Here is a 21,397-nt window from a genome sequence, read left to right as displayed (position 1 = left end):
CGCCTTTCATATCGTGGTGCCGACCTGATAGAGCCGCGCACCTCGCGATGGTTCGGCCGGGACCGAAGCATCGCATCGGCGTTTCCGCGCTTAAGGATGCGATGATGACGAGCATTTCCTCGCTGGCGGAGATCGCCGCGCTGATCGGCGAACCGACGCGCACCGCGATGCTGGTGACGCTGATGGATGGCCGCGCGCTCACCGCGGGTGAGCTGGCGCGCGCGGCCGGGGTGACCCCGCCGACCGCCAGCGGCCATCTCGCGCGCTTGCTCGAGGCCGGACTGCTTGGCGTCGAGGCGCAGGGGCGGCACCGTTATTACCGCCTGTCCTCGCCGGCGATCGGTGCGATGCTGGAGGGGATGATGGGGGTCGCCGCGACGATCGATGCGGGCGTGAAGCGCAAGCCGGTGGTCACCGGCCCGCGCGACAAGGCGCTGCGCCGCGCGCGTACTTGTTACGACCATCTTGCCGGGGAAGTCGCGGTCGCGATCGCCGATGCGCTCCGCGCGAGCGGGCGGATCGATCTCGACCGCGAGGGCGCGGCGGTGACCGGGGAGGGTCTGGTCTTTCTCGCCGATCTCGGCATCGAACTGGATGGCACCGCGAGTGGCCCGGTATTCTGTCGGCCCTGCCTCGACTGGAGCGAACGCCGCCCGCACATCGCCGGTGCGGTCGGGTCGGCGCTTTATCGGGCACTGCTTGCGCGCCACTGGCTGCGCCGGGTCGAGGGCAGCCGCGCGGTTATCGTCACCCCGGCGGGCGTGGTCGGGCTGGAAAGCCGCTTCGGGGTGCGTGTCTGACGATCAGTCGCGGACGCCGAACTGATAGCGTTGGCCGACCACCGATCGCACGACGCGGTCGGGCATCGCCGCCAGCGCCGCGGCGATGAACGTCTCACCGCTGCAATGGCCGGGGATGATATAATCGGGGTTCATCGCACGCATCAGGTCGAGCGTCTGCAGCGCCTGAGCCGGAGTTTGCGGCGGCACGAGGTGGAACCCGCCGACGATCGCATGCACCTTGTCGATCCCCGACACCGCTTGCGCGCGGCGCACCGTGTTGATGATGCCGCGATGGCTGCACGATCCGATCACCACCAGGCCATGCCCGGCGACGTTGAACGCGGTGCCCAGTTCATGGACCGCGTCATCGACCACGAAATCCTTGTCGCGCTTGGCCGGATCGATAGCCGCGCGGTCGCAGCCCTTGCCGGGAAGCATCGCCGTCGGCACGACTGGATGTTCGGGCGAAACCAGCGGGATCATGCCGGTGGTGAAGCCCTGCCCGGCGATCGCCGGCTCCGGACCGACGACCAGCTTGATCCCCGCTTTGGCCAGTGCCGGGCGATCGATCGCGCCGAACGGCGGGCCGTCGGGCGTCATGCCGCGTATGCGGTCGCAAAACGCTTCCTCGCCGCCGACGAACAAGGGCGTGCCACGCCGCACCTTGCCGGTCGCGAGCAGCCCGTCGAGCCCGCCGAAATGATCGTAATGGCCATGGCTCAGCACCATCGCGTCGATCGTCGCCGGATCGATGCCGAGCAGCCTCATATTGTTGAGCAGGGCTTCGGGCGTGTAGCCGAAATCGACCAGGGTGCGCCGCTCGACCGCGCCCGCGCGGGTGCTGGCGAGGATCGAATAGCCCCATTGCGCGAGGAACGCGGCGTGATAATCGGCCAGCCGTGGGGTCGGGATGGTCTTCAGGTCCGGCTTGTCGATCGGTAGCCCGAACAGCGCGGCGGTACCGTCGACCAGCACGGTCAGTTCGAGCCGGTCGATTGTCGGCACGGTAAAGCGGAGCGGGGCGGGGCGGGGAGCGGCGGCGACCGCCGGCCAGGGCAGCATCAGCGCGCCTGCGCCCTTCAACAGCGAGCGGCGGTTCAGGAGCATGGCACGGCCTCCGATATGGCCCGGACGGTTGCGGGCACGGCCCGAATGTCGCCGCGATCCTGCCCTTTGTCCACTGGCCGCGTAACCGGACCCTAAGCTTCCTATATGAGTTGAAGAACAGGGAGAGCAAAATGGACAGGACGATACCATCCGGCATCATCGAACAATGGATGACCCATTTGCGGCTGCAGCGTACCCGTGCGCGCGACATGATCTGGCTGATCGAAAATGGCGCGACCTTCCATGACGGGCGCAAGGGCGAGCCGACCACCGATGCGACCGATCGCTGGCTGAGCGAGCAGCAGGCGGTAGTGGCTGAGGTCGACCGGCTGGTCGCGCTGTATGACGAGGTGAATGCCTGAAAAGTCCGCGCCGCCATGCTTGTCTTGTGCGGCGCGTGGGCATAGGAGGCCGAGCATGACGAACCGGCACATCATTGTCGCAACCTGCTGGTGGCCCGCCTTCTAAGCGCGGCCCGTCATCCCCCATGACTCGAGCCGCCGCACAGCGGCCGGGACATTTGAACGAACTTCATCCGACCGTGGCGGTGGCTCTTATCCGAAAGAGCAAAGCCAATGTCCTCCCAAGTCAACCCTCCCGCCGTCATCCTGACCGGCGACCGCACGACCGGTCCGCTGCATCTCGGCCATTATGCCGGGTCGTTGCGCAACCGCGTCGCCCTGCAGCACCGGCACCAGCAATATCTGCTGCTCGCCGACACCCAGGCGCTGACCGACAATGCCGGTGACCCGGGCAAGGTGGCGCGCAACGTGATGGAAGTCGCGCTGGACTATCTCGCGGCCGGGATCGATCCGGATCTGTCCACCATCTGCGTGCAGTCCGCTTTGCCGGCGTTGGCCGAACTGACCATGATCTATCTGAACTTCGTCACTCTGGCCCGGCTCGAACGCAACCCGACGGTCAGGGACGAGATCCGGTCGCGCGGCTTCGACCGCGATATTCCGGCGGGTTTCCTCTGCTATCCCGCCGCTCAGGCGGCCGACATCACCGCGTTCAAGGCGACCCTGGTGCCGGTCGGCGATGATCAGGCGCCGATGATCGAACAGACCAACGAGATCGTCCGGCGCATCAACCGCCAGATCGGGCACGACCTGTTGCCCGAGGCGCGCGCGCTCATCCCCGATGTCGGGCGGCTTCCCGGCGTCGACGGCAAGGCCAAGATGAGCAAATCGCAGGGCAATGCGATCGCCCTGTCGTCGAGCGACGCGGCGATCGAGGACGCGGTGCGGCGCATGTACACCGACCCCGATCATCTGCGTGTGTCCGATCCGGGCCGGGTCGAGGGTAATGTCGTGTTCACCTATCTCGACGCGTTCGACGATGAGCGCGCTGCGGTGGCGGACCTGAAGGCGCATTACCGGCGCGGCGGGCTCGGCGATCAGACGGTCAAGCGCCGCCTTGAAACCGTGTTGAAGTCTCTGGTCGGGCCGATCCGCGAACGGCGCGCCGCCTTGGCGCGCGATCCCGATTTCGTGCGCGACGTCCTGCGTTCCGGCACCGCCAGGGCTCAAGTGTTGACCGAGGCGACCAAAGCGGAGCTGCATGCCGCGCTTGGGCTGTTCGAACTGTGACGGTGAGGTGAATATTTTAGGACGGAGGCAGACCCGGGAGAAAAGGAGTCAGTGCCGCGCCATCGCCCTGACGAACAGGTCCGATGCGATATGCCGCGCCAGCCATGCCTGCACGCCGGGCAAGGCTTGCGCATCGAACCAGTCGCGATCGACCGCCGCGAACTGGCGCACGAACGGCATCAGCGCGATGTCGGTCAGCGCGCGGTTCTCGCCGCACAGATTGACGGTGATCGCCAGCCGCTCCTCCAGCACGCCGAGCAACGCCAGCCCCGCCGCGCGATGCTCGATCGCGTCGGCGCCATGACGGTCGGCATATTTGTAACGATCGAGATGATGTTTGAACGGACCGTCATTGGCCGCGATCAGCGCGGTGTCGTCGCCGTCCAGCCATTGCTCCGGATCATGCTCGCCCAGCGCATGGCGCATGATGTCGAGGCTCTCGTCGATCACCCGGCCGTCGGGCAGGACCAGCACCGGCACCGTGCCCTTGGGTGACGCGGCGAGCATCGCCGCCGGTTTGTCGCGCAAGCTCACCTCGTGCAGGTCGAACGCCATGCCGCTGACCAGCACCGCCATGCGTGCGCGCATCGCATAGGGGCAGCGGCGGAAACTGTAGAGGATGGGCAGGGTCATGCGGCCTCGAACGCCTCGATGATCGGGCAGGGGCCAGTCTTGCCCGCCTCGCAGGCGCCGGTCAGCGAGACGAGCGCAACGCGCGCACGGGTCAGCTTCGCGATCTGCTCATCGAGCGCCTCGAGCCGTGCCGTCGCCAGCGCATGCGCCTCGGCGCGATCTTCGGTGCTGTCGAGCGCGAGCAACCGGGCGATTTCCTCCAGCGTGAAACCGGCGGTCTGCGCACGGCGGATGAAGTGCAGCCGGCGGACATCGTCCGCGTCATAGCGCCGCACCTTGCCCCCCGCATCGGCACGCCCCGCGTCGGGCACGCCGAGCAACCCCTTGCGTTGATAGAAGCGTATCGTTTCCACACCGACATCGGCGCTTTTGGCCAGGCCTGAAATGGTCAGCATTTTACCTGTTGACTCCGTACTATGGTACGGATGCTAGAAGCTCTGTCACCCAAGGACAAGATGCTTGGGGCGAACCAGAAGAAGGAGTCGAACATGTCGCAGAAAGTCGAAAACAAGCCGGCCGCCGTTCCGCAAAAGTCGGAAGGCTGCCGTTGCCAGCCCTGCACTTGCAAGACCTGCAGCTGCTGACACGATTGGGGCCGTATCGCGAGATACGGCCCCTTTCAATTTACCGATTACGTAGTTCACAAACACCGCCCGCGAATGACCGCTAACGCCGGTCATTCGAGCATGGGTGACCTTTCATCTGTGGCTTCGATCATGACCCTAAAGAAAATTTCAATTCATCGAGCATCTCTTCGAACAGGCTTTCGTCCGCAGCAGTTGCTTCCTCTAGACGCATAAACAAGCCTATCGATTCCAGATGCGCCATAGTCGCGGGACTTTCACCTTGATGAATTTTCCGCGACGACCATTCAGCGTAACCATGAAGCTCGAAAATTGAGTATTCTCGTCCGTCATTCTGCAATTGCAATGCGCGCCGGGCTATTTCTTCGTCGCTTCCAGCCATTGAAATACGATGCTCCGGGTAAAGATCTGAGTCTGCCTTTGTAACTGCGTGGGGAACGGCGGCAAGTGGGGCGAATGCGGTCAAAGATCCGGTGGGTTTGCAAAGATATGATTGCGTTCAATTTGCCTGTAATACCGAGTCAGGGCTCGATGACGATTTCGTCGACCCGGTCGGGATAGAAAGCGACATGATCCCTGATCTGCGCCACCGCGTCATTGGGCGTTTCATAGCTCCAGATCGCATTGACCGACCGCTCGCCGCCCGCCGGAATGCTGAAATAGCTCGCCTCGCCCTTGTACGGGCAATGGCTCGAATGGCTGGTGCGTTCGACCAGCGCCATGTCGAGATCGGCGCGCGGGATGTAATGGACCGGCGGATAGGACGCCTCTTGCAGGGTCAGCGCATTACGGGTGTCGGCGATGGTCTTGCCGGCGACGATCACGCGCACATGCGACGGATCGGCCGTGATCGTGATCGGGTGGTCGGGCCCCGGAATCCTGATCGGTCTGTCGGCACTGGTCTGGTCGGACATGGATGATCTCCTTGATGCTGGAGATAGGAAGCGGGGGCCTCCGCCGCCATGGGCGCTCGGCGCTTTCACGGGCCGCGCGGGGCTGCTAGTCGCAGACCCATGAAAGTCCTGATCTTCGGTGCGACCGGTATGGTCGGGCGCGGCGTGCTGCGCGAATGTCTGCTCGACGATGGCGTCACCGATGTGATGACGGTCGGCCGCGCGATCACTGGCGCGGTCAGCGATGCCGGCGGCGACAAGCTGCGCGAACTGGTGGTCGAGGATCTGTTCGCGATCGGCGCGGTGCGCGAGAGCCTGCTCAAGTGCGACGCCTGCTTCTTCTGCCTCGGCGTGTCCGTCGCGGGGATGAACGAGGCGGACTATACCCACATCACCCATGACCTCACTTTGGTCATCGCCGAGCGCGTCGCGGCGCTCAATCCGGATGCGACCTTCGTCTATGTCACTGGCGCGGGCACCAGCGAGCAAAGCCGGATGATGTGGGCGCGGGTCAAGGGCCGGACCGAAGCGGCGCTGGCGCGGCTGCCGTTCAAGGCGAGTTTCATGTTCCGGCCGGGGTTTATCCAGCCCTTGCACGGCATCGTGTCGAAGACCGGCTGGTACCGGGCGGCCTATGCCTTGACCGGCTGGGTCGCCGGGCCGGTGCGCCGCCGCTGGCCGGGCGCGGTGACCACGACCGAGAATGTCGGGCGGGCAATGATCGCGGTCGCACGGGACGGGTTTGACAAGCACGTGCTGGATAATGCGGATATCAATCGGGCGGCGGGATAGCGGGCTAACCTGCTCCCCTCCCTGCAAGGGAGGGGTTGGGGGTGGGTCGGTTTTGGGCACAGCGGTCATCCCAAGGTCCGACCCACCCCCAGCCCCTCCCTTTCGGGGAGGGGAGCAAACGGGGGCTTGCCCTTCGCGCCGACCCGGCGCAAAGGCACCGGCCCGCTGGCCCACCAAGTCCGGCGCAAAAACCCAGAGAGATCGTCATGCAGACCAAAGGCCCCGTGCTCGGGCTCGATTTCGGCACGACCAACAGCGTCGCCGCGCTTGGGCGTGACGGCGTGCCGCCCGAGCTGATCGAGTTCGACGCGCCCGATGGCCGGGACGCGGTGTTCCGCTCGGCCTTGTGCTTCTGGCACGACGATGCGGTGCGCGGCGGGATCGCGTCGGAGGCGGGGCCATGGGCGATCGCCGAATATCTCGAATATCCGCAGGACAGCCGCTTCGTGCAGTCGTTCAAATCGGTCGCGGCGAGCGCCAGTTTCGAACATGCCTCGATTTTCGAACGGCGCTTGCGCTTCGAGGATCTCGGCCGGCTGTTCCTCGACAAGATGCGCGCGCGCAGCGGCGGGCGGCTGAACGCCGCGCCGGCACGCGTGGTGGTCGGGCGTCCGGTCGAATATGCCGGCCGCCGGCCCGACGCGGCACTGGCGCGGACGCGCTACGATCTGATGTTCGCAGGGATCGGCGCGGAAATCCATTATGTCTATGAACCGGTCGGCGCGGCGTACAGCTTCGCGGCGCGGCTGACCGAGCCGGCAACCGTTCTGGTTGCCGATTTCGGCGGCGGCACGAGCGACTTCTCGGTCGTGCGCATCGCCGCACCGGGCGCCGCGCGACGCTGCGAACCGCTTGGCCATGCCGGTATCGGCATCGCCGGCGACCGCTTCGATTACCGCATCATCGACCGGCTGGTGCTGCCGATGCTGGGTAAGGGCAGCACGTACAAGTCGTTCGACAAACTGCTGGAAATCCCGCGCGGTTACTTCGCCGATTTCGCCGACTGGTCGAGACTGGCGCTGATGCGCAACCGCAAGACCATGGCCGAGCTCGAACAGTTGCGCCGCAACGCGACCGACCCGGCGGCGATCGGCCGGATGATCGCGGTGATCGAGCAGGAGCTGGGGTATCCGCTGTACGACGCGGTCGGCCGGCTGAAGCGTGCGCTGTCGAACGACGATCGGGCGCATTTCCACTTCGCCGGCGCGGGCCTGACGATCGAGGCCGATGTCACCCGCACCGAATTCGAGACCTGGATCGCCGAGGATATCGCGCGGATCGACCAGACCGTCGATCGCGCGCTGACCGTGGCCGGGGTGACGGCGGCGCAGATCGATCGTGTGTTCCTGACTGGCGGCACATCGCTGACACCACGCGTCCGGGCGATCTTCGAACAACGCTTCGGCGACGCGGCGATCGCGTCGGGCGGCGAACTCACCTCGATCGCGCATGGCCTTGCGCTGATCGGGCAAGAGGATGACCTGGCGGCCTGGTCGGTTTGAGAGGCGTCATGCAAACGGTTGAGCGCTCAAAACCCTCTCCCGATGGAAGAGGGAGGGGCCCGCTGCGAAGCAGTGGGAGGGTGAGGGCGAGGGCGAAGAATGGAGTCACCCTCACCCTTCCGTCGCTTCGCTCCTCCCTCCCTCTTCCGATGGGAGAGGGACGCCGATCGGTAGATCGCTCGCCAGTTCCACTCGCCAGAAGCGTGTCCGCACGCCCTCCGTGCCGAAGTCGTTGTCGTTGACCAGCAGCAGCGTGTTTGCCGACAGCACGACCAGTCCTTCAAGGTCCGGATCAACTTCGGGGAGATCGTCGGTGTCGAGGATCAGCGTCTTTTTCAGCGCGAGATCGCCGATCCGGTCGTCTGCACTGAGCTGTTCGATCGTCGGCCGGGTCGCGTCGTCGAGCTGTTCGCGGGCGGTCGCATGGGCCGCGTCGAGCCGCACGGCGTAAAGCTTGGTCGTGGCCGAGGCGCGTTCGAGGGTCAGCAGGCGGTCCGGGCCAAGCAGGACGAGTTCGCTGACCTTGATGTCGGACTTGTCGACCTTGCCCAGCGCCACATCGCGGCGAAAGGTTTTGGGCGCGTCGAGCGGGTAGAGATATTGCGCGGCGACCGCGCCGGTTTTCGTGTCCAGTTTCCAGATGCGCACATGGCGTGCCTTGCGGTGCGCTTTCTCGTCCGGATGGGCGAGCGGGCTCTGAAAGGCGAGGTAGAGCCAGACACCGTCTTCCGATAATGCGAGCGCCTCGAAGCCACGGTTGATCTGACGGCGCGCGGCGATGGCGGGGAGCGCACCGAGCACCGGATAGTCGGCGCCGGCGAACAGGCTTTCGCTGCCGCTCGGCACCCAGCGGGCGATGACCCCGCCATCGGCCGCGACGTGGAACAGCGACGGGCCATATTCCTCTGCGATCCAGAAGCTGCCGTCCGCCGCCGCGGCGATACCCTCGGTGTCCGCGCCCGACGGGTCGGGTGCGAGGATCGTGCCGTCGAGCGCGATCGCCGGTTCGCTGACGCTGTTCGCGCCGCCGGGGGTGGGCAGGCCGGACAGCGTGGCGCCGCCGTGACCGCGTAATGGGATCGTGCGAACGATGGTGACGCGGTCGCCTTCGATGCGCAGTTCGGAGATTGCCGGTCCGATATCGGGACGCGGCATGATCTTGGCGCCTTCGATCTTCGCATAGGGCGCCATCTGCGTCAGGCGATAGCGTTCGAGCGCGAGCTTGACCTTGAGGTTCGGGCCACGGTCGCCGATCGCCCAGATCGTGCCCGGCGGATCGCCCGCGCGGCGCGCGAGACCCGAACCGAGGCCACGCGTGATGGTCAGCGCGCCGCCGGGGAGGGCGAGCGTGGCGAGGGTTTCGTCGGTGAAGTCGAGCGAGGTGGCGCGAGCGCGGCTGTCGGTCATCGAGTATTACTGGCACATCGTTGTGGCGATGTGAAAAGCGTATCGTCGCGACGATGCCGCAAAGACAACTGACTCGATTGATTCAACCGCGTGGTTCCTGTACGACTTCATCATATAGTATTGATATCAATAGATTTATTCAATTTACGGAGCTGGAGAAAAGGAACATTTCCGGTGTCCCATATCTCCGCGCCATCACGTGGTTCGATTCAAACTTCCTGGAACTCCGAGCACAAAGGTCCAGGCGGCACCTCACCCAATGCCGACACGCTCTTTGACATGACGAAGACAACCACGTTCGTGACACATGAACGGGGCACAAGTCAGCGCTGTCCCGCTCGGCCGAAATTGCTTCCCAAGCGAAGGCTGGGGCCCGGTCGGGAAGGCAGAAGTAACAGAAGCGCAGCGGCGATTACCGCCTGTTTTCCGACTAGCTCGTAGACTCATAAAAGCGGCCAGACCGCTTCCGCCCCAGTTGCGGACATTCGTGCTGGCCATTAAGCTACGCCGATGAGTTCGTCCGATCCTGAAGCGTCGCCGAAGCCGACCGTTAAGTGGCCGATCTTCGTAGGGCCAGTGCTTGGTGTGCTTTGTTCCGATCTTTCAAGGCGTTTCGCCCCAGAACTTGACGTGACCACCCGTCAATGGATCGTTTTGCCGATGGCGATCGCTGTGTCGGTGCTGCTTACCTACGGGATATATCGGTTCGTTCGAAGCAAGTGACTGTGATCGGCAGCTAACCACCAGCTATCGCCGTTCCTGTGCTGGCGATCGGCTCGGCCTCCCCGGAAGCCGACTGGCCTAACGGGCGGAAAAGCTGCCGGTCGGCAAACGCCCCACTTGCGGTCATTCGTCGGCGAAGCCAAAGTGCCGCCATGCGCTACAAACGCTTTGCAGCTTGGTTCCGAAAAGATGTCAGGCGGACCTATTGGTCGATCGTCGCAGTCGGTAGCCTTATGTGGGTTTTGACGCTCTTAGACTTTGCGTTCGGCCTCGGGTGGGGCTGGGATAGGCAAGGCCTATGGATCGCCCCACTGGTGGTGCTGATCACAACTACCGTCCGCCTCTGGCACGCAGCGGTCGGCAAGCTCATGGAGCGGCTTTTTAACGTCCGCTAACGCCCCCATTGCGGACATCGCGGATGACATGCATATCGCTGGTATGCGTTTGCCGCCCCTCCTCATCGGTTCGATGGCGCTCTGTTTGTCAGCATGCCAGGGTCAGCAGCTGATCGGAGAGGCGAAACGGGCTGTGCAGGTAACATCTCACCCAGAGTTTTACCTGACACGCTTTGGTGAAGTGCGTCCCGATACGATAAAGAACTCTGCTTGTGGCGTCGTATATTTCGAAGGCGACCAAAGGATGAACGGCGCGCCTGAGCGCGCATATTTCTTTGTTTACCGACGAGATCGTGATCCCCAAGCCGTTGTAGAATGGAGAACCCCATCGTTTTCACAAGCCCAAGGGGATCGGCAATGGAATTATGCTGATTGTCCGCCTCGCCAGTAAGACTTCCTAAAAACGACCGCTTTCCACCAATGTCCGACATTCCATGGTCACGCACCATCAAACCGTGGGATCAAACACCTAGGCCCAGGCCTTCGCCGGGAAAAGTTTTTGCCCCGTACCAAATGGGTAAGCAACCACCAGATCCGGGGAAATGACGGTGACTGGGTTCCTCGTCACGCAAAGGGCGGCAATTGCCCGATCAGCTTGTCGAGCGTGATCGGATAATCGCGCACCCGGACGCCACAGGCATTGTACACCGCATTGGCGATCGCCGCGGCGACGCCGCAGATGCCGAGTTCCCCAACGCCCTTGGCCTTCATCGGCGAGGATTTGTCGTCGACCTCATCCATGAAGAATACGTCCTGGTGCGGGATGTCGGCATGGACCGGCACTTCATAGCCGGCGAGGTCGTGGTTGACGAAATAACCGAAGCGCGGGTCGACCACCGCTTCCTCCATCAATGCCGCGCCCGCACCCATGGTCATCGCGCCGATCACCTGGCTGCGCGCCGATTTGGGGTTGAGGATGCGGCCCGCGCCGAACGCGCCGCTCATCCGGCGGATGCGGATCTCGCCGGTCGCGCGGTCGACCCCGACCTCGGCGAAATGCGCGCCGAAGGTCGCCTGGGCATAGGTCTTGGCGAGGTCGCCGAACTCGATCGAATCCTCCGCCGACAGACCGGCATCGCCGGCCGCCTCGGCAAGCGACACGCTGCGCTTGCCCGAACGGATCTTGCCGCCGGTGAATTCGGCGGCGTCGGGATCCATGCCGAGTTTCCGCGCGATCGTTGCGCGGAGCGCGGTGCAGGCGGCATAAACGCCGGCGGTCGAGCTGTTGCCGCCCCATTGCCCGCCGGAACCCGCCGAAACCGGGAAGCTGGAATCGCCGAGCAGCACCACCACCTTGTCGATCGGCACGCCCATCATTTCGGCGGCGGTCTGCGCGATGATCGTGTAGCTGCCGGTGCCGATATCGGTCATGTCGGTCGCGACGGTGACCACGCCCTTCCTGTCGATGCCGACGCGCGCGCCCGATTTGGTGGTGATGTTGCCACGAAACGCCGCCGCCATGCCCATCCCGACCAGCCAGCGGCCATCGGTGACCTGCGCCGGCTTCGCGTTGCGCTTGTCCCAGCCGAAGCGCTCGGCGCCGGTACGCAGGCAACCGATCAGATCGCGATGCGAGAAGGGAGTTTTGGGGTTCTCCGGATCGACTTGCGTGTCGTTGAGGATGCGGAATTCGATCGGGTCCATGCGGAGCTTCTCCGCCATCTCGTCCATCGCGATCTCGAGCGCCATCAGCCCCGGCGCTTCGCCCGGCGCGCGCATCGCATTGCCCTCGGGCAAATTGAGCACCGCGAGCCGCGTCGCGGTCATGCGGTTGGCGCCGGCATAAAGCAGCCGCGTCTGGTTGACCGCCGTCTCCGGTCCGCCGCCGGGCAAGTCGCCCGACCAGCTTTCATGGCCGATCGCGGTGATTTTGCCCTTGCGGGTCGCGCCGATACGGATGCGCTGGATCGTCGCCGGACGATGCGTGGTGTTGTTGAACATCTGCGGCCGCGCCAGCGTGAGCTTGACCGGCCGGCCGGCCGGCCGCGCGTGCGCCAAGCGCGGCGAGTATCGCGTCACTCCTGATCCACAGCTTCGAACCGAAGCCGCCGCCGATGAACGGCGACATGACGTGGATGTCCTCCTTGGGAATCAGCAGCGTCTCGCTCAGGTCGCGCACCGCCCAGGCGATCATCTGGTTCGACGTCCACAAGGTCAGCTTGTCGCCGTCCCAGGCGGCGATGCTCGCATGCGGTTCCATCGAGCTATGGCTCTGGTCGGGCGTGGTATAGGTCGCGTCGAGCTTCACGCCGGCCTTGGCGAATGCGCCGGAAAAGTCGCCCACCGCGGTGTCGGACTCGCCTCCGAAACCAGCCTTGGGTTTGGTCGCCGATGCCTTGGCCTCGGCGAGATCATACGCGCCGGTGCCGCGCGCATAATCGACCCGCACCAGCTTCGCCGCCGCGCGCGCCTGTTCGAAGCTTTCCGCGACGACGACCGCGATCGCCTGGTCGAAATGCTCGACCAACGGCCCGCCGAGCAGGCGCGCGGTAATCGCTTCGGCCTTGCCGAGCTTGCCGGCATTTTCATGCGTGACCACCGCGAGCACTCCGGGCGCGGCGAGCGCCTCCGCCGTGTCGATGCGCGTGATGCGCCCGGTCGCGATCGCCGCGCCGACGATGAAGCCATAGGCCTGGTTGGGCACGACGTCGTGGCGTTCATAGGCATAGGGCGCGCGGCCGCTGGTCTTGAGCGGCCCGTCGATGCGGTCGTGCGGCCGGCCGACGACTTTCAACTGGTCGATCGGGTTGGTCGTGGCGGGGGTATCGAATTTCATGACTCAGCCCTTCGCATCGGCGAACACCGCGGCGAGCGTGCGCTCGACCAGCGGCAGCTTGAAGGCGTTCTGCGGCGTGGTGCGTGCGCCGGCCAACACCCCGGCGGCGGTCGCTTTCGCGCCGTTTGGGATGCTCGCTTCGGCAGCCTCGACCCGCCACGGCTTGTGCGCGAGGCCGCCAAAGGCGAGTCTCCCGCCACGCCCGCCTGGCTCGATCACCGCGGCGACCGAGACCAGCGCAAAGGCATAGGACGCGCGATCGCGGACCTTGTGATAGGAATGCACGCCGCCGATCGGCGCGGGCAGGGTGACGCCGGTGATCAGCTCGCCGGGAACCAGTGCGGTCTCGACTTCGGGCGTGGCGCCGGGCAAGCGGTGGAAATCGGCGATCGGGATGATGCGCGTGGTGCCGCTGGAATCGACCGTCTCGACCTTCGCATCGAGCAGCCGCATCGCCACTGCCATATCACTCGGGTGCGTGGCGATGCACTGGTCGCTCGCGCCGAGCACGGCATGGTTGCGGCTGAACCCGCCGATCGCGGCGCAGCCCGCGCCGGGCTGGCGTTTGTTGCATGGCTTGGTGGTGTCGTAGAAATAGGGGCAGCGGGTGCGCTGGAGCAGATTGCCGGCGGTGGTCGCCTTGTTGCGCAACTGGCCCGAAGCACCGGCGAGCAGCGCGCGGGACAGCACGCCATAATCCTTGCGCACACGCTTGTCGGCGGCGAGGTCGGTGTTGCGCACCAGCGCGCCGATCCGGAGGCCGCCCTCCGGCGTCGCCTCGATCGTATCGAGTTTCAAATGATTGACGTCGACCAGATGCTGCGGCGTTTCGATCTGCAGCTTCATCAGGTCGAGCAAATTGGTGCCGCCGGCGATGAAGCGCGCGCCCGGATTGCGCGCGACCATCGCCGCGGCTTCCGCGGGCGTGGTCGCGCGTTCATAGGTGAAGGCCTTCATGCCCGACCTCCTTGCGCAACTTCCTGCATCGCCTCGATGATGTTGGAATAGGCGCCGCAGCGGCAGATATTACCGCTCATCCGCTCGCGCATCTCCTGCGCGGTCATTTGCGGCGCGGCAGTGATATCGCCGCTGACATGGCTCGGGATGCCGTCACGGATTTCCTTCAGCACCGACACTGCCGAACAGATCTGCCCCGGGGTGCAGTAACCGCATTGATAGCCGTCATGCTTGACGAAGGCGGCCTGCATCGGGTGCAGGTCGTCAGGGCGACCAAGCCCTTCGATCGTGGTGATCGCGTCGCCGTCATGCATCACCGCGAGCGTGAGGCAGCTATTGATCCGCCGCCCCTCGACGATCACCGTGCACGCGCCGCACTGGCCATGGTCACAGCCCTTCTTGGTGCCGGTCAGCTTCCAATGCTCGCGCAGCGCGTCGAGCAAGGTGGTGCGCGTACCAAGATCGAGCGCGCCGGCCTTGCCGTTGACCTTGAGCGTGACCTTCATGGTCGGGGCGGGCGGGGCCGGTGTGGGTTTACCCTGGGCCAGCGCCGGGGCGGGCACCGAGGCGACCGCGACCGTGGCGACGCCGGTGGTGATGACGCCGCGCCGGGTCAATTCGAAATCCTGCGGATCGGACATGTCGGCCTTTCGTCTGCGATGCTTATGAACCCCGGGCGCCCGGTACGGGCGAGCATTCTGCCCCAACGCCGTCCTTGCGTAAACGATCCAACGCGAGCGCTGCGATGAGCGCCATTGATCAACGATACGTCGGAGAGAAGCGACCGAGCTCCGCTGGCTCGCGGCAATGGCGGGGCGTTCGAAAGCATGTAGGAGATATCGGCGCGATACTATTCCCGACCACCGGATACTTGCGGTTGCAAAATATGGCCCATGACATATGCTCACCCCATATTGGGGGAGGAGCGAGATGAGTCGCGCATTCTACCTGCTGTTCGGCGTTATCGCCTATGTCGTGTTTTTCGCGACTTTTCTTTACCTTATCGCATTTGTCGGCGACCTGCCCTGGGTGCCGGTGACGGTCGATCGCGGTGGCGCGGTGATCGCGGCCATGCCCGCCGCGGCGATCGACCTGGTGCTGATCGTGCTGTTCGGCGTGCAGCATAGCGTGATGGCGCGGCCCGCCTTCAAGCGCGCCTGGACCCGCATCGTGCCCGAACCGATCGAGCGTAGCGTCTATGTGCTGGCCGCCAGCCTGATGCTGATCCTGCTGTTCTGGCAATGGCGCCCGATCCCGGCGACGCTGTGGCTTGTGCAGGCGCCGGCGCTGGCGGGAATCTTGTGGGCGCTGTTCGGGCTGGGCTGGCTGATCGTCTTGCTCAGCACCTTCCTGATCAGTCATTTCGAACTGTTCGGCCTGAAACAGGTCTGGGGGAATCTGCGCGGGCAAGGCGCGGTCGCGCCGACATTCCGCACGCCCTTCTTCTACCGGCTGGTGCGCCATCCTTTATATAGCGGCTTCATCCTCGCCTTCTGGGCGACGCCGCATATGACCGTCGGCCATCTCGTGCTCGCGCTCGGCATGTTCGTCTATATCCTGATCGCGATCCACCATGAGGAACGCGACCTGGTCGATCTGTTCGGCGACAAATACGAGAGCTATCGCGGCGAAGTGGGGATGCTGACGCCAAAATTGCGGCGCTGACCGCTCAGCGATCGACCGGCCGCAATTCCAGATCCGCTGCCAGTTCCGCCTGTGCGGCCGCGCGGAACTGGGTGAGGAAGGTCGCGCGGTCGGCGAAGATGCAGGAGGCGGCGGATTGCGGGTCGCGGCTGACATGGCCGCCGCTGCGCTCGACCGCGTCACGCGCGGCGCCGGCACAAGCGAGGATCGAGATGCGATAGCCGCCCGCCCTGGTGTCGAGCAGGACGAAACCAGCGCTCGAATCGGGACGCCCAGCCGATATTTGCTGGAGCTGGACGATGAAACGGCCCGGGAGCGCCGGATCGACCGGCACGACGATCGCGCGCCACGGATTGTCCGGGCCGGTGATCGACAGGCTATGGTCGGGCTGCTGCGCGATCGAGATGGTATCGCCGCTTTCCGGTGACTGTGCGCCGGGTTCGACAAGGCGGTAGCGACCGTCCGGGATCGCCTGCACCGCCTGTTCGGCGGTGAACCAGGCCGCGCCGTTCCAGCATGCCGACAAGACAAGCAATGCGGCGAGCGCGATCGGCGTGCGTCGCATCATGGCCGCGGCGCGGCGGTGCTTGATCGCAGTATGATCTCATAAGGGAGGCTGCGGTTGAGCTGCGACTTGTCCGCCTCGGTCGAATAGCCCGGACTGGTCACGATATCGACCGCCGCCGCCGCCATCTCGGCATTGGGCTGACGCACGGTGGTCAGTTGTGGCCAGGCAACGCGCGCGACCGGGGCATCGTCGAACCCCGCCACCGACAGCGTGTCCGGCACCATGATGCCAAGCCGGATCGCGGTGACCAGCACGCCCAGCGCCATATCGTCATTGCTCGCGAAGATCGCGCTCGGGCGGTCGCCGCCGGCGAGGATCGTCTCGCCCAGACGCAGCCCCGAGCGGAACGAGAAATCGCCCTCCAATACGCGCCGGGCGACGATCGCCAGCCCGGCCTCCGCCATCGCATCGCAAAAGCCGTGATAGCGGAACGCCGACACGCCATGCACCGGGTCGCCCTTGATAAAGGCGATGTCGCGATGGCCGAGCCCGATCAGGTGCCGCGTCATGTCGCGCGCCGCGGCGCGGTCGTCCATCCGCACCGAAGCCGATCGTTCGTCATCGCCGCTTGGCGAGATGCGCACGAAGGGCAGGCCGTGACGCACCAGCAGGTCGATCAGGTCGGTGCGATCGCACAAAGGCGGGGTAAGGATCGCACCGCCCAGATTGAGCGCATGCAAGCCGGTGTCAATCATATCGAGCCATTCGGCCTTGCCCGTGTCGAGCGGCTCGATCACCAGATGATAGCCGAGGTCGCGGCTGCGCAGCAGTGCGCCGACCTGCACGTCAGTGGCGTAACCGGAGGCGGGATCATCGACCAGCAGGCCAAGCAGATAGGATTTGGAACTCGACAGGCTGCGCGCGAAACTGTTCGGGCGATAGCCCATCTCGCGCACCACGCGCATCACCGCCTCGCGCACCGGCGGACGGACATGTTCCTCGTCGTTGATCACCCGCGACACCGTCTTGGGCGAGACCCCGGCGCGCGCCGCGACTTCCTTGATCGTGATCGGCTTCATCGCGCGCTACCCTCTGACCCAAGAGCTTCCGGCCCAATAGCTTCCGGCGCCCCGGCCGGTCGCGGCGCGCGGCACTGCGCGGCGAATGCTGCGATGACGATATAGCAGGCGGCCGGCAGCAACAGCGACAATGCCAGCCCGATGCGGTCGGCCAGTACGCCAGTCATCAGCGGCACGACCGCCCCGCCGACCACCGCCATGCACAGGAACATCGACCCCAGCGGCGCCTTGGCCGCGTCGCCGGGCAACGCCAGCGCATAGATTGTCGGATACATGATCGAATTGCACAGTCCGACCGCGATCAGCGCGACCGCGCCGGTCACGCCACCGCTGAGGCTCGCCACTGTGGTCAGCGCCATCGCGCCGATCGCGACCGAGGCGAGCAGCAGCCCGGCATCGATCCGTTTGAGCAGCCATGCGCCGGCGAAGCGCCCGATCATCGCGCCGCCCCAATAAAGACTGACCAGCTGTCCCGCCGCCAGCGGCGCCGCGTGCAGGATATCGGGCAGCATCAGGAAATTGGGGATCAGCGTGCCGATCGCGACCTCCGCCCCGACATAGGCGAACATCGCCACCGTGCCGCCGAGTAGCCGCCGGTTGCGCAGCACCGCCGGCAGCGTCCCGAACACCGCGCGCGTCGCGACCGAACTCAGCTCGGCCCGGCCAAGCAGATCGCGCTGCCGGTAAAAGGCGATCGCAATCAGCCCGAGCAGGATCGCTCCGACGATGAACGGTACCGCATCCGCGCCCAAACCCGTCGTGCCCGTGCCGTCGAGCCCGATCGACCCAAGCAGGAACACCGCGCCGATCAGCGGCCCGAGCACCGTGCCGAGCGAGTTGAACCCCTGCAACAGAGTTAGCCGCGCCGCGGCGTGACGCGACGGGCCGACCACGGTGACCACGGTGTTGGCTGCGATCTGCAGGAAAGTGATCCCGGTCGACAGCGTCAGCAAGGCGAGCAGTACGAGCGCGAACGATCGCCATTCCGCCGATCCGATCAGCGCCAGGCAGCCCGCGACCATCACGCTCAGCCCGGCGACGATCGAGCGCATATAGCCGACACGCAGGATCGCCACCGCGATCGGAAAGGCGAACAGCAGGTAACTCAGGTGGAAAGCGAACTGCACGAGCAGCGCGCGGGTATAATCGAGCCCGAGCGTCAGCGTCAGCCGCGGCACCAGCAGACCGACGATCGAGGTGAGGAATCCGCCGAGGAAAAACACCCCGATCGACAGTTCGAACAGCGTCTTGCTGATTCGCGCTTCGGGGTTCGGTTCGGAACTGGATCGGGGCGGTTGCACACGCCGTTCTAGCGTGGCGATGCATCTGTGCAACAGGTCGGGGCAAATTTGACATCGATGTCGGCCTTCCGTTGACATCGATGTCAAATATTTCTTGACATCGATGTCAAGCGAGCCTTTTGAGCGAGGCAAGCCTGATCAAAAAGGTGAACCTCCGGGAGGAATGCATGAAACGGTATCTGCTTGCCGCGAGCACCATGCTCGCCACTTCGTTTGTCGCGATGACGCCCGCGTTCGCGCAAGACGCGCCAGCGGCTCCCACGGGCCCAGCTTCTACCGGTAGCGTCGCACAGGCGGCCGATCCGGTCACCAATGCCGCCCCGGTCGATGACGGCGACATCCTGGTCACCGCCACGCGGCGCGAGACCAGCCTGCAAAAAACGCCGCTTGCCGTCTCCGCGTTCAGTCAGGACAGCCTCAACCGGCAACAGGTCAACAACATCACCGATCTGGCGCGCTTCGTGCCCAGCCTGCAGTTCAACCAGCAGGGCGATCAGTCGGCCGTGCTACTGACACTCCGCGGCATCGGTAACGATACCGCCTTCACCGAAGTCGCCGATCCCGAAGTCGCGATCTATATCGACGGCATCTATTCGCCGCGCGCGCAGGGCGCATCGGTGCTGATGTACGATATGGAGCGCGTCGAAGTGTCGCGCGGACCGCAGGGTACCCTATTCGGCCGTAACGCCACCGCCGGCGCGGTCGGCCTGATCTCGGCCAAGCCGACCTTCGACAAGATGAGCGGCTATGCCGAGGCGATCGTCGGCGATTACAATCGCGTCGGCACGCGCGGCGCGATCAACATACCGATCAGCGACACGCTGGCGGCACGCTTCGCCTTCGTCACCGAGCGCCATGACGGTTATGCCGATTTCCAGGCAGCGCCGAATGTGCCCAATGTCGACCGGTCGGCCTTCATCACCACGGGCAAGAAATATTACGCGCAGGATCAGATGTCGGGCCGGCTCAGCCTGTTGTGGCAGCCGAGCGACAATTTCTCCTGGAACCTCAGCGCGGAAGGATTCCTCGACAAGGGCGCGCCGGTGATCTCGCTGCTGCAGACGCCGCGCGCGGGAACCAAGCTGTTCTCGACACTCAGCGACACCGCGCCCGACACCGACCGTTATTCGGTTGCGGTGCGCAGCACGATGAACCTCGACATCAGCGACCATGCACAGATCAGCTATATCGCCGGCTTCTCGCGGCTTGGCGGCAGCACTCAGGCAGACGCCGATGCCGGCGCCTTGCCGCCGACCGGCGGGTTCGATCCGGTAAGCGGGCTGCAGCTTTATCTCGGTGCGTTCGGCGAGAATCGTACGGTGCGCTCTCGCTATGATTTCACCAGCCACGAAGTGCAGTTGAAATCGACCGGCGAGAACCGTTTCGACTATATCCTCGGCGCCTATTATTCGCACGAGAACAACAGCATCCGCTTCGACGTCGACCAGCGCGACGGTTATCGCGATGGCGCGACGCGTGCCTTTGTCGGCAGCTTCATCCAGGCCAAGCGCACGATCGATTCGCTCGCCGGCTTCGGTCAAGTCACCTGGCACGCAACCGATGCGATCCGGCTGACCGGCGGCTTGCGCTACACTCATGACAAGAAGGCCGATATCGGCGGGCGCAACGTCACCGCCTTTGGTTGCCCCGCGATCGGCGATCCTTCGTGCACCGCCAATTTCTTCGGTGCCTATCCCGATGCTACCGCCGCGGAACTGATCGCGCTGTTCCCGCAGGGCAATTTCTCGATCTCCAACAATGATGTGAAGGGCAGTTGGGGTAAGCTTACCTATCTCGCGCGTGTCGATGCCGATCTCGCGCCGGGCACGCTTGGTTATGCGAGCATCAGCAGCGGCTTCAAATCGGGCAATATCCAGGATGGTGGCCAGACCACCGACCCGGAAACCATCACCAATTATGAAGTGGGCCTGAAAAGCCGCTTTTTCGATCGCCGCGTGACGCTTAACCTCGCGGCCTATTATTCCGACTTCCGCGGTTATCAGGTCAATCAGGTGGTCACGATCCGCGATGCCAATGGCAACACGATCAGCAGCCAGGTCGGCACGCAAAACGCCAAGGGCGCCAAGGCCTATGGCTTCGAGGCCGAGCTCAACGCCAATCTGACCGATCATGACCGGCTGCAATTCTCCGGCACGCTGCAAAAGACGCGGCTCGACACGCTGGTCGCGATCGACGGCCGCTTCGACGATGGCGGCAACACCGCCGCCGCACGCGACCTGGAAGGCAATGAATTGCCGCACGCGCCGCGCTTTTCGGCAACCGCCAGTTACGAACATGATTTCGTGTTGGCCAATGGCGGGCGGATCACACCGCGCGGCACGATCCATTACGAGACCAAGAGCTATCTGACCTACTTCAACGGCGACTTCAAACCGCGCACGCTGACCACTGGACAGGTGGTGGTCTATGGCGACGGCTTCGACAGCCAGAAGTCCTATACGCGTAGCGACTTCGCGCTCCGCTACACGGCTCCTGGCGACAATTTCAGCATCGAAGCCTTTGTCCAGAATATCGAGGACAACAAGATCCGCACCGGCGCCAGCACGTTCGGCCCGACGCGCTACGACCCCGTGTTCCTCTCGGTCTATCAATCGCCGCGTACTTTTGGCGCCCGTGTCAGGGCGGCGTTCTGATAGACCCGGCGGGCAAGACCACCCCACCCCCTTGCTGGTCTTGCCCGCCCTTTTGTCCGTGAAGAAAC

Annotated in this window: 18 protein-coding genes and 1 pseudogene; 7 read left to right on the top strand and 12 right to left on the bottom strand. The window is 64.7% G+C overall.

Annotated elements, in window-relative coordinates; all coding sequences use genetic code 11:
- The first annotated feature begins 104 nt into the window (after window positions 1-104).
- On the top strand, window positions 105-800 hold the full coding sequence (locus G4G27_RS15655) for a helix-turn-helix transcriptional regulator (RefSeq protein WP_183109516.1): 696 nt from the start codon (window positions 105-107) through the stop codon (window positions 798-800).
- 3 nt (window positions 801-803) lie between these two features.
- Here the strand turns inward: G4G27_RS15655 and G4G27_RS15650 are convergent, their stop codons facing one another.
- Complete coding sequence (locus tag G4G27_RS15650; RefSeq protein ID WP_183109515.1) at window positions 804-1,889, bottom strand: MBL fold metallo-hydrolase; 1,086 nt, start codon at window positions 1,887-1,889, stop codon at window positions 804-806.
- Window positions 1,890-2,020: 131 nt separating this feature from the next.
- On the opposite strand from G4G27_RS15650, the gene G4G27_RS15645 reads away from it, so the two are divergent.
- Both G4G27_RS15645 and trpS read left to right on the top strand, forming a co-directional pair.
- Entirely contained in the window at window positions 2,021-2,251 is a 231-nt protein-coding gene (locus G4G27_RS15645) for a hypothetical protein (RefSeq protein WP_183109514.1), read from the top strand.
- Window positions 2,252-2,464: 213 nt separating this feature from the next.
- Window positions 2,465-3,481 carry a tryptophan--tRNA ligase gene (trpS, locus tag G4G27_RS15640; RefSeq protein ID WP_183109513.1) on the top strand — a complete coding sequence of 339 codons (1,017 nt, stop codon included), beginning with the start codon at window positions 2,465-2,467 and terminating at the stop codon, window positions 3,479-3,481.
- Window positions 3,482-3,529: 48 nt separating this feature from the next.
- Here the strand turns inward: trpS and G4G27_RS15635 are convergent, their stop codons facing one another.
- From G4G27_RS15635 to G4G27_RS15620, 4 genes are all read right to left on the bottom strand, one after another.
- Window positions 3,530-4,114 (bottom strand): glutathione S-transferase, encoded by a 585-nt coding sequence (locus tag G4G27_RS15635; RefSeq protein WP_183109512.1) that lies wholly within the window; start codon window positions 4,112-4,114, stop codon window positions 3,530-3,532.
- Window positions 4,111-4,509 (bottom strand): MerR family DNA-binding protein, encoded by a 399-nt coding sequence (locus G4G27_RS15630; RefSeq protein ID WP_183109511.1) that lies wholly within the window; start codon window positions 4,507-4,509, stop codon window positions 4,111-4,113. Before G4G27_RS15630 ends, G4G27_RS15635 begins: the two co-directional genes overlap by 4 nt.
- 319 nt (window positions 4,510-4,828) lie before the next feature.
- Window positions 4,829-5,164: a hypothetical protein gene (locus tag G4G27_RS15625; protein ID WP_183109510.1), complete on the bottom strand. Its 336-nt coding sequence runs from the start codon at window positions 5,162-5,164 to the stop codon at window positions 4,829-4,831.
- Between the two features lie 55 nt (window positions 5,165-5,219).
- Window positions 5,220-5,612, bottom strand: coding sequence for a DUF427 domain-containing protein (locus G4G27_RS15620; RefSeq protein WP_183109509.1), 393 nt, complete (start codon window positions 5,610-5,612; stop codon window positions 5,220-5,222).
- A gap of 99 nt (window positions 5,613-5,711) precedes the next feature.
- Between G4G27_RS15620 and G4G27_RS15615 the strand changes: the two genes are divergently transcribed.
- Both G4G27_RS15615 and G4G27_RS15610 read left to right on the top strand, forming a co-directional pair.
- Window positions 5,712-6,383 (top strand): NAD-dependent epimerase/dehydratase family protein, encoded by a 672-nt coding sequence (locus G4G27_RS15615; RefSeq protein ID WP_183109508.1) that lies wholly within the window; start codon window positions 5,712-5,714, stop codon window positions 6,381-6,383.
- Window positions 6,384-6,589: 206 nt separating this feature from the next.
- Complete coding sequence (locus G4G27_RS15610) at window positions 6,590-7,885, top strand: Hsp70 family protein (RefSeq protein WP_183109507.1); 1,296 nt, start codon at window positions 6,590-6,592, stop codon at window positions 7,883-7,885.
- A gap of 111 nt (window positions 7,886-7,996) precedes the next feature.
- Here the strand turns inward: G4G27_RS15610 and G4G27_RS15605 are convergent, their stop codons facing one another.
- From G4G27_RS15605 to paoA, 4 genes and pseudogenes are all read right to left on the bottom strand, one after another.
- The gene (locus tag G4G27_RS15605) at window positions 7,997-9,292 is read right to left on the bottom strand and encodes an esterase-like activity of phytase family protein (protein WP_183109506.1); all 1,296 of its coding nucleotides are present in this window, start codon (window positions 9,290-9,292) and stop codon (window positions 7,997-7,999) included.
- A 1,682-nt stretch (window positions 9,293-10,974) separates the two neighbouring features.
- Window positions 10,975-13,186: pseudogene (gene paoC / locus G4G27_RS15600) on the bottom strand (aldehyde oxidoreductase molybdenum-binding subunit PaoC).
- Between the two features lie 3 nt (window positions 13,187-13,189).
- On the bottom strand, window positions 13,190-14,143 hold the full coding sequence (locus G4G27_RS15595; protein ID WP_183109505.1) for a xanthine dehydrogenase family protein subunit M: 954 nt from the start codon (window positions 14,141-14,143) through the stop codon (window positions 13,190-13,192).
- Window positions 14,140-14,784 (bottom strand): aldehyde dehydrogenase iron-sulfur subunit PaoA, encoded by a 645-nt coding sequence (gene paoA, locus G4G27_RS15590; RefSeq protein ID WP_183109504.1) that lies wholly within the window; start codon window positions 14,782-14,784, stop codon window positions 14,140-14,142. The genes G4G27_RS15595 and paoA overlap by 4 nt, the downstream gene beginning before the upstream one ends.
- A gap of 289 nt (window positions 14,785-15,073) precedes the next feature.
- On the opposite strand from paoA, the gene mddA reads away from it, so the two are divergent.
- Window positions 15,074-15,808 carry a methanethiol S-methyltransferase gene (mddA, locus tag G4G27_RS15585; protein WP_183109503.1) on the top strand — a complete coding sequence of 245 codons (735 nt, stop codon included), beginning with the start codon at window positions 15,074-15,076 and terminating at the stop codon, window positions 15,806-15,808.
- A gap of 4 nt (window positions 15,809-15,812) precedes the next feature.
- Here mddA and G4G27_RS15580 read toward each other — a convergent pair whose 3' ends face one another.
- Genes G4G27_RS15580 through G4G27_RS15570 form a run of 3 tightly spaced genes read right to left on the bottom strand, consistent with a single transcriptional unit; the run spans window position 15,813 to window position 18,675 of the window.
- Complete coding sequence (locus G4G27_RS15580; protein ID WP_183109502.1) at window positions 15,813-16,355, bottom strand: hypothetical protein; 543 nt, start codon at window positions 16,353-16,355, stop codon at window positions 15,813-15,815.
- Entirely contained in the window at window positions 16,352-17,374 is a 1,023-nt protein-coding gene (locus G4G27_RS15575; protein WP_183109501.1) for a LacI family DNA-binding transcriptional regulator, read from the bottom strand. The genes G4G27_RS15580 and G4G27_RS15575 overlap by 4 nt, the downstream gene beginning before the upstream one ends.
- The gene (locus G4G27_RS15570) at window positions 17,371-18,675 is read right to left on the bottom strand and encodes an MFS transporter (protein ID WP_244624362.1); all 1,305 of its coding nucleotides are present in this window, start codon (window positions 18,673-18,675) and stop codon (window positions 17,371-17,373) included. The genes G4G27_RS15575 and G4G27_RS15570 overlap by 4 nt, the downstream gene beginning before the upstream one ends.
- 167 nt (window positions 18,676-18,842) lie before the next feature.
- On the opposite strand from G4G27_RS15570, the gene G4G27_RS15565 reads away from it, so the two are divergent.
- A complete protein-coding gene (locus G4G27_RS15565; RefSeq protein ID WP_183109499.1) occupies window positions 18,843-21,329 on the top strand; it encodes a TonB-dependent receptor in 2,487 nt (828 codons plus the stop codon).
- The last annotated feature ends 68 nt before the right edge of the window (window positions 21,330-21,397 follow it).

Origin of the sequence: Sphingomonas sp. So64.6b (genome assembly GCF_014171475.1) — a bacterium.
Taxonomy (GTDB): Bacteria; Pseudomonadota; Alphaproteobacteria; order Sphingomonadales; family Sphingomonadaceae; genus Sphingomonas; species Sphingomonas alpina_A.
This window is presented reverse-complemented; position numbering and strand designations above follow the sequence as displayed.

Bases quoted from the DNA above. Each gene is read 5' to 3' on its own strand.
- G4G27_RS15635 (WP_183109512.1), bottom strand. From the start codon at position 4,114: ATGACCCTGCCCATCCTCTACAGTTTCCGCCGCTGCCCCTATGCGATG.
- G4G27_RS15580 (WP_183109502.1), bottom strand. From the start codon at position 16,355: ATGATGCGACGCACGCCGATCGCGCTCGCCGCATTGCTTGTCTTGTCG.
- trpS (WP_183109513.1), top strand. From the start codon at position 2,465: ATGTCCTCCCAAGTCAACCCTCCCGCCGTCATCCTGACCGGCGACCGC.
- G4G27_RS15565 (WP_183109499.1), top strand. From the start codon at position 18,843: ATGAAACGGTATCTGCTTGCCGCGAGCACCATGCTCGCCACTTCGTTT.
- G4G27_RS15630 (WP_183109511.1), bottom strand. From the start codon at position 4,509: ATGCTGACCATTTCAGGCCTGGCCAAAAGCGCCGATGTCGGTGTGGAA.
- G4G27_RS15615 (WP_183109508.1), top strand. From the start codon at position 5,712: ATGAAAGTCCTGATCTTCGGTGCGACCGGTATGGTCGGGCGCGGCGTG.
- G4G27_RS15595 (WP_183109505.1), bottom strand. From the start codon at position 14,143: ATGAAGGCCTTCACCTATGAACGCGCGACCACGCCCGCGGAAGCCGCG.
- G4G27_RS15650 (WP_183109515.1), bottom strand. From the start codon at position 1,889: ATGCTCCTGAACCGCCGCTCGCTGTTGAAGGGCGCAGGCGCGCTGATG.
- G4G27_RS15605 (WP_183109506.1), bottom strand. From the start codon at position 9,292: ATGACCGACAGCCGCGCTCGCGCCACCTCGCTCGACTTCACCGACGAA.
- G4G27_RS15575 (WP_183109501.1), bottom strand. From the start codon at position 17,374: ATGAAGCCGATCACGATCAAGGAAGTCGCGGCGCGCGCCGGGGTCTCG.
- mddA (WP_183109503.1), top strand. From the start codon at position 15,074: ATGAGTCGCGCATTCTACCTGCTGTTCGGCGTTATCGCCTATGTCGTG.
- G4G27_RS15645 (WP_183109514.1), top strand. From the start codon at position 2,021: ATGGACAGGACGATACCATCCGGCATCATCGAACAATGGATGACCCAT.
- G4G27_RS15655 (WP_183109516.1), top strand. From the start codon at position 105: ATGACGAGCATTTCCTCGCTGGCGGAGATCGCCGCGCTGATCGGCGAA.
- G4G27_RS15620 (WP_183109509.1), bottom strand. From the start codon at position 5,612: ATGTCCGACCAGACCAGTGCCGACAGACCGATCAGGATTCCGGGGCCC.
- paoA (WP_183109504.1), bottom strand. From the start codon at position 14,784: ATGTCCGATCCGCAGGATTTCGAATTGACCCGGCGCGGCGTCATCACC.
- G4G27_RS15610 (WP_183109507.1), top strand. From the start codon at position 6,590: ATGCAGACCAAAGGCCCCGTGCTCGGGCTCGATTTCGGCACGACCAAC.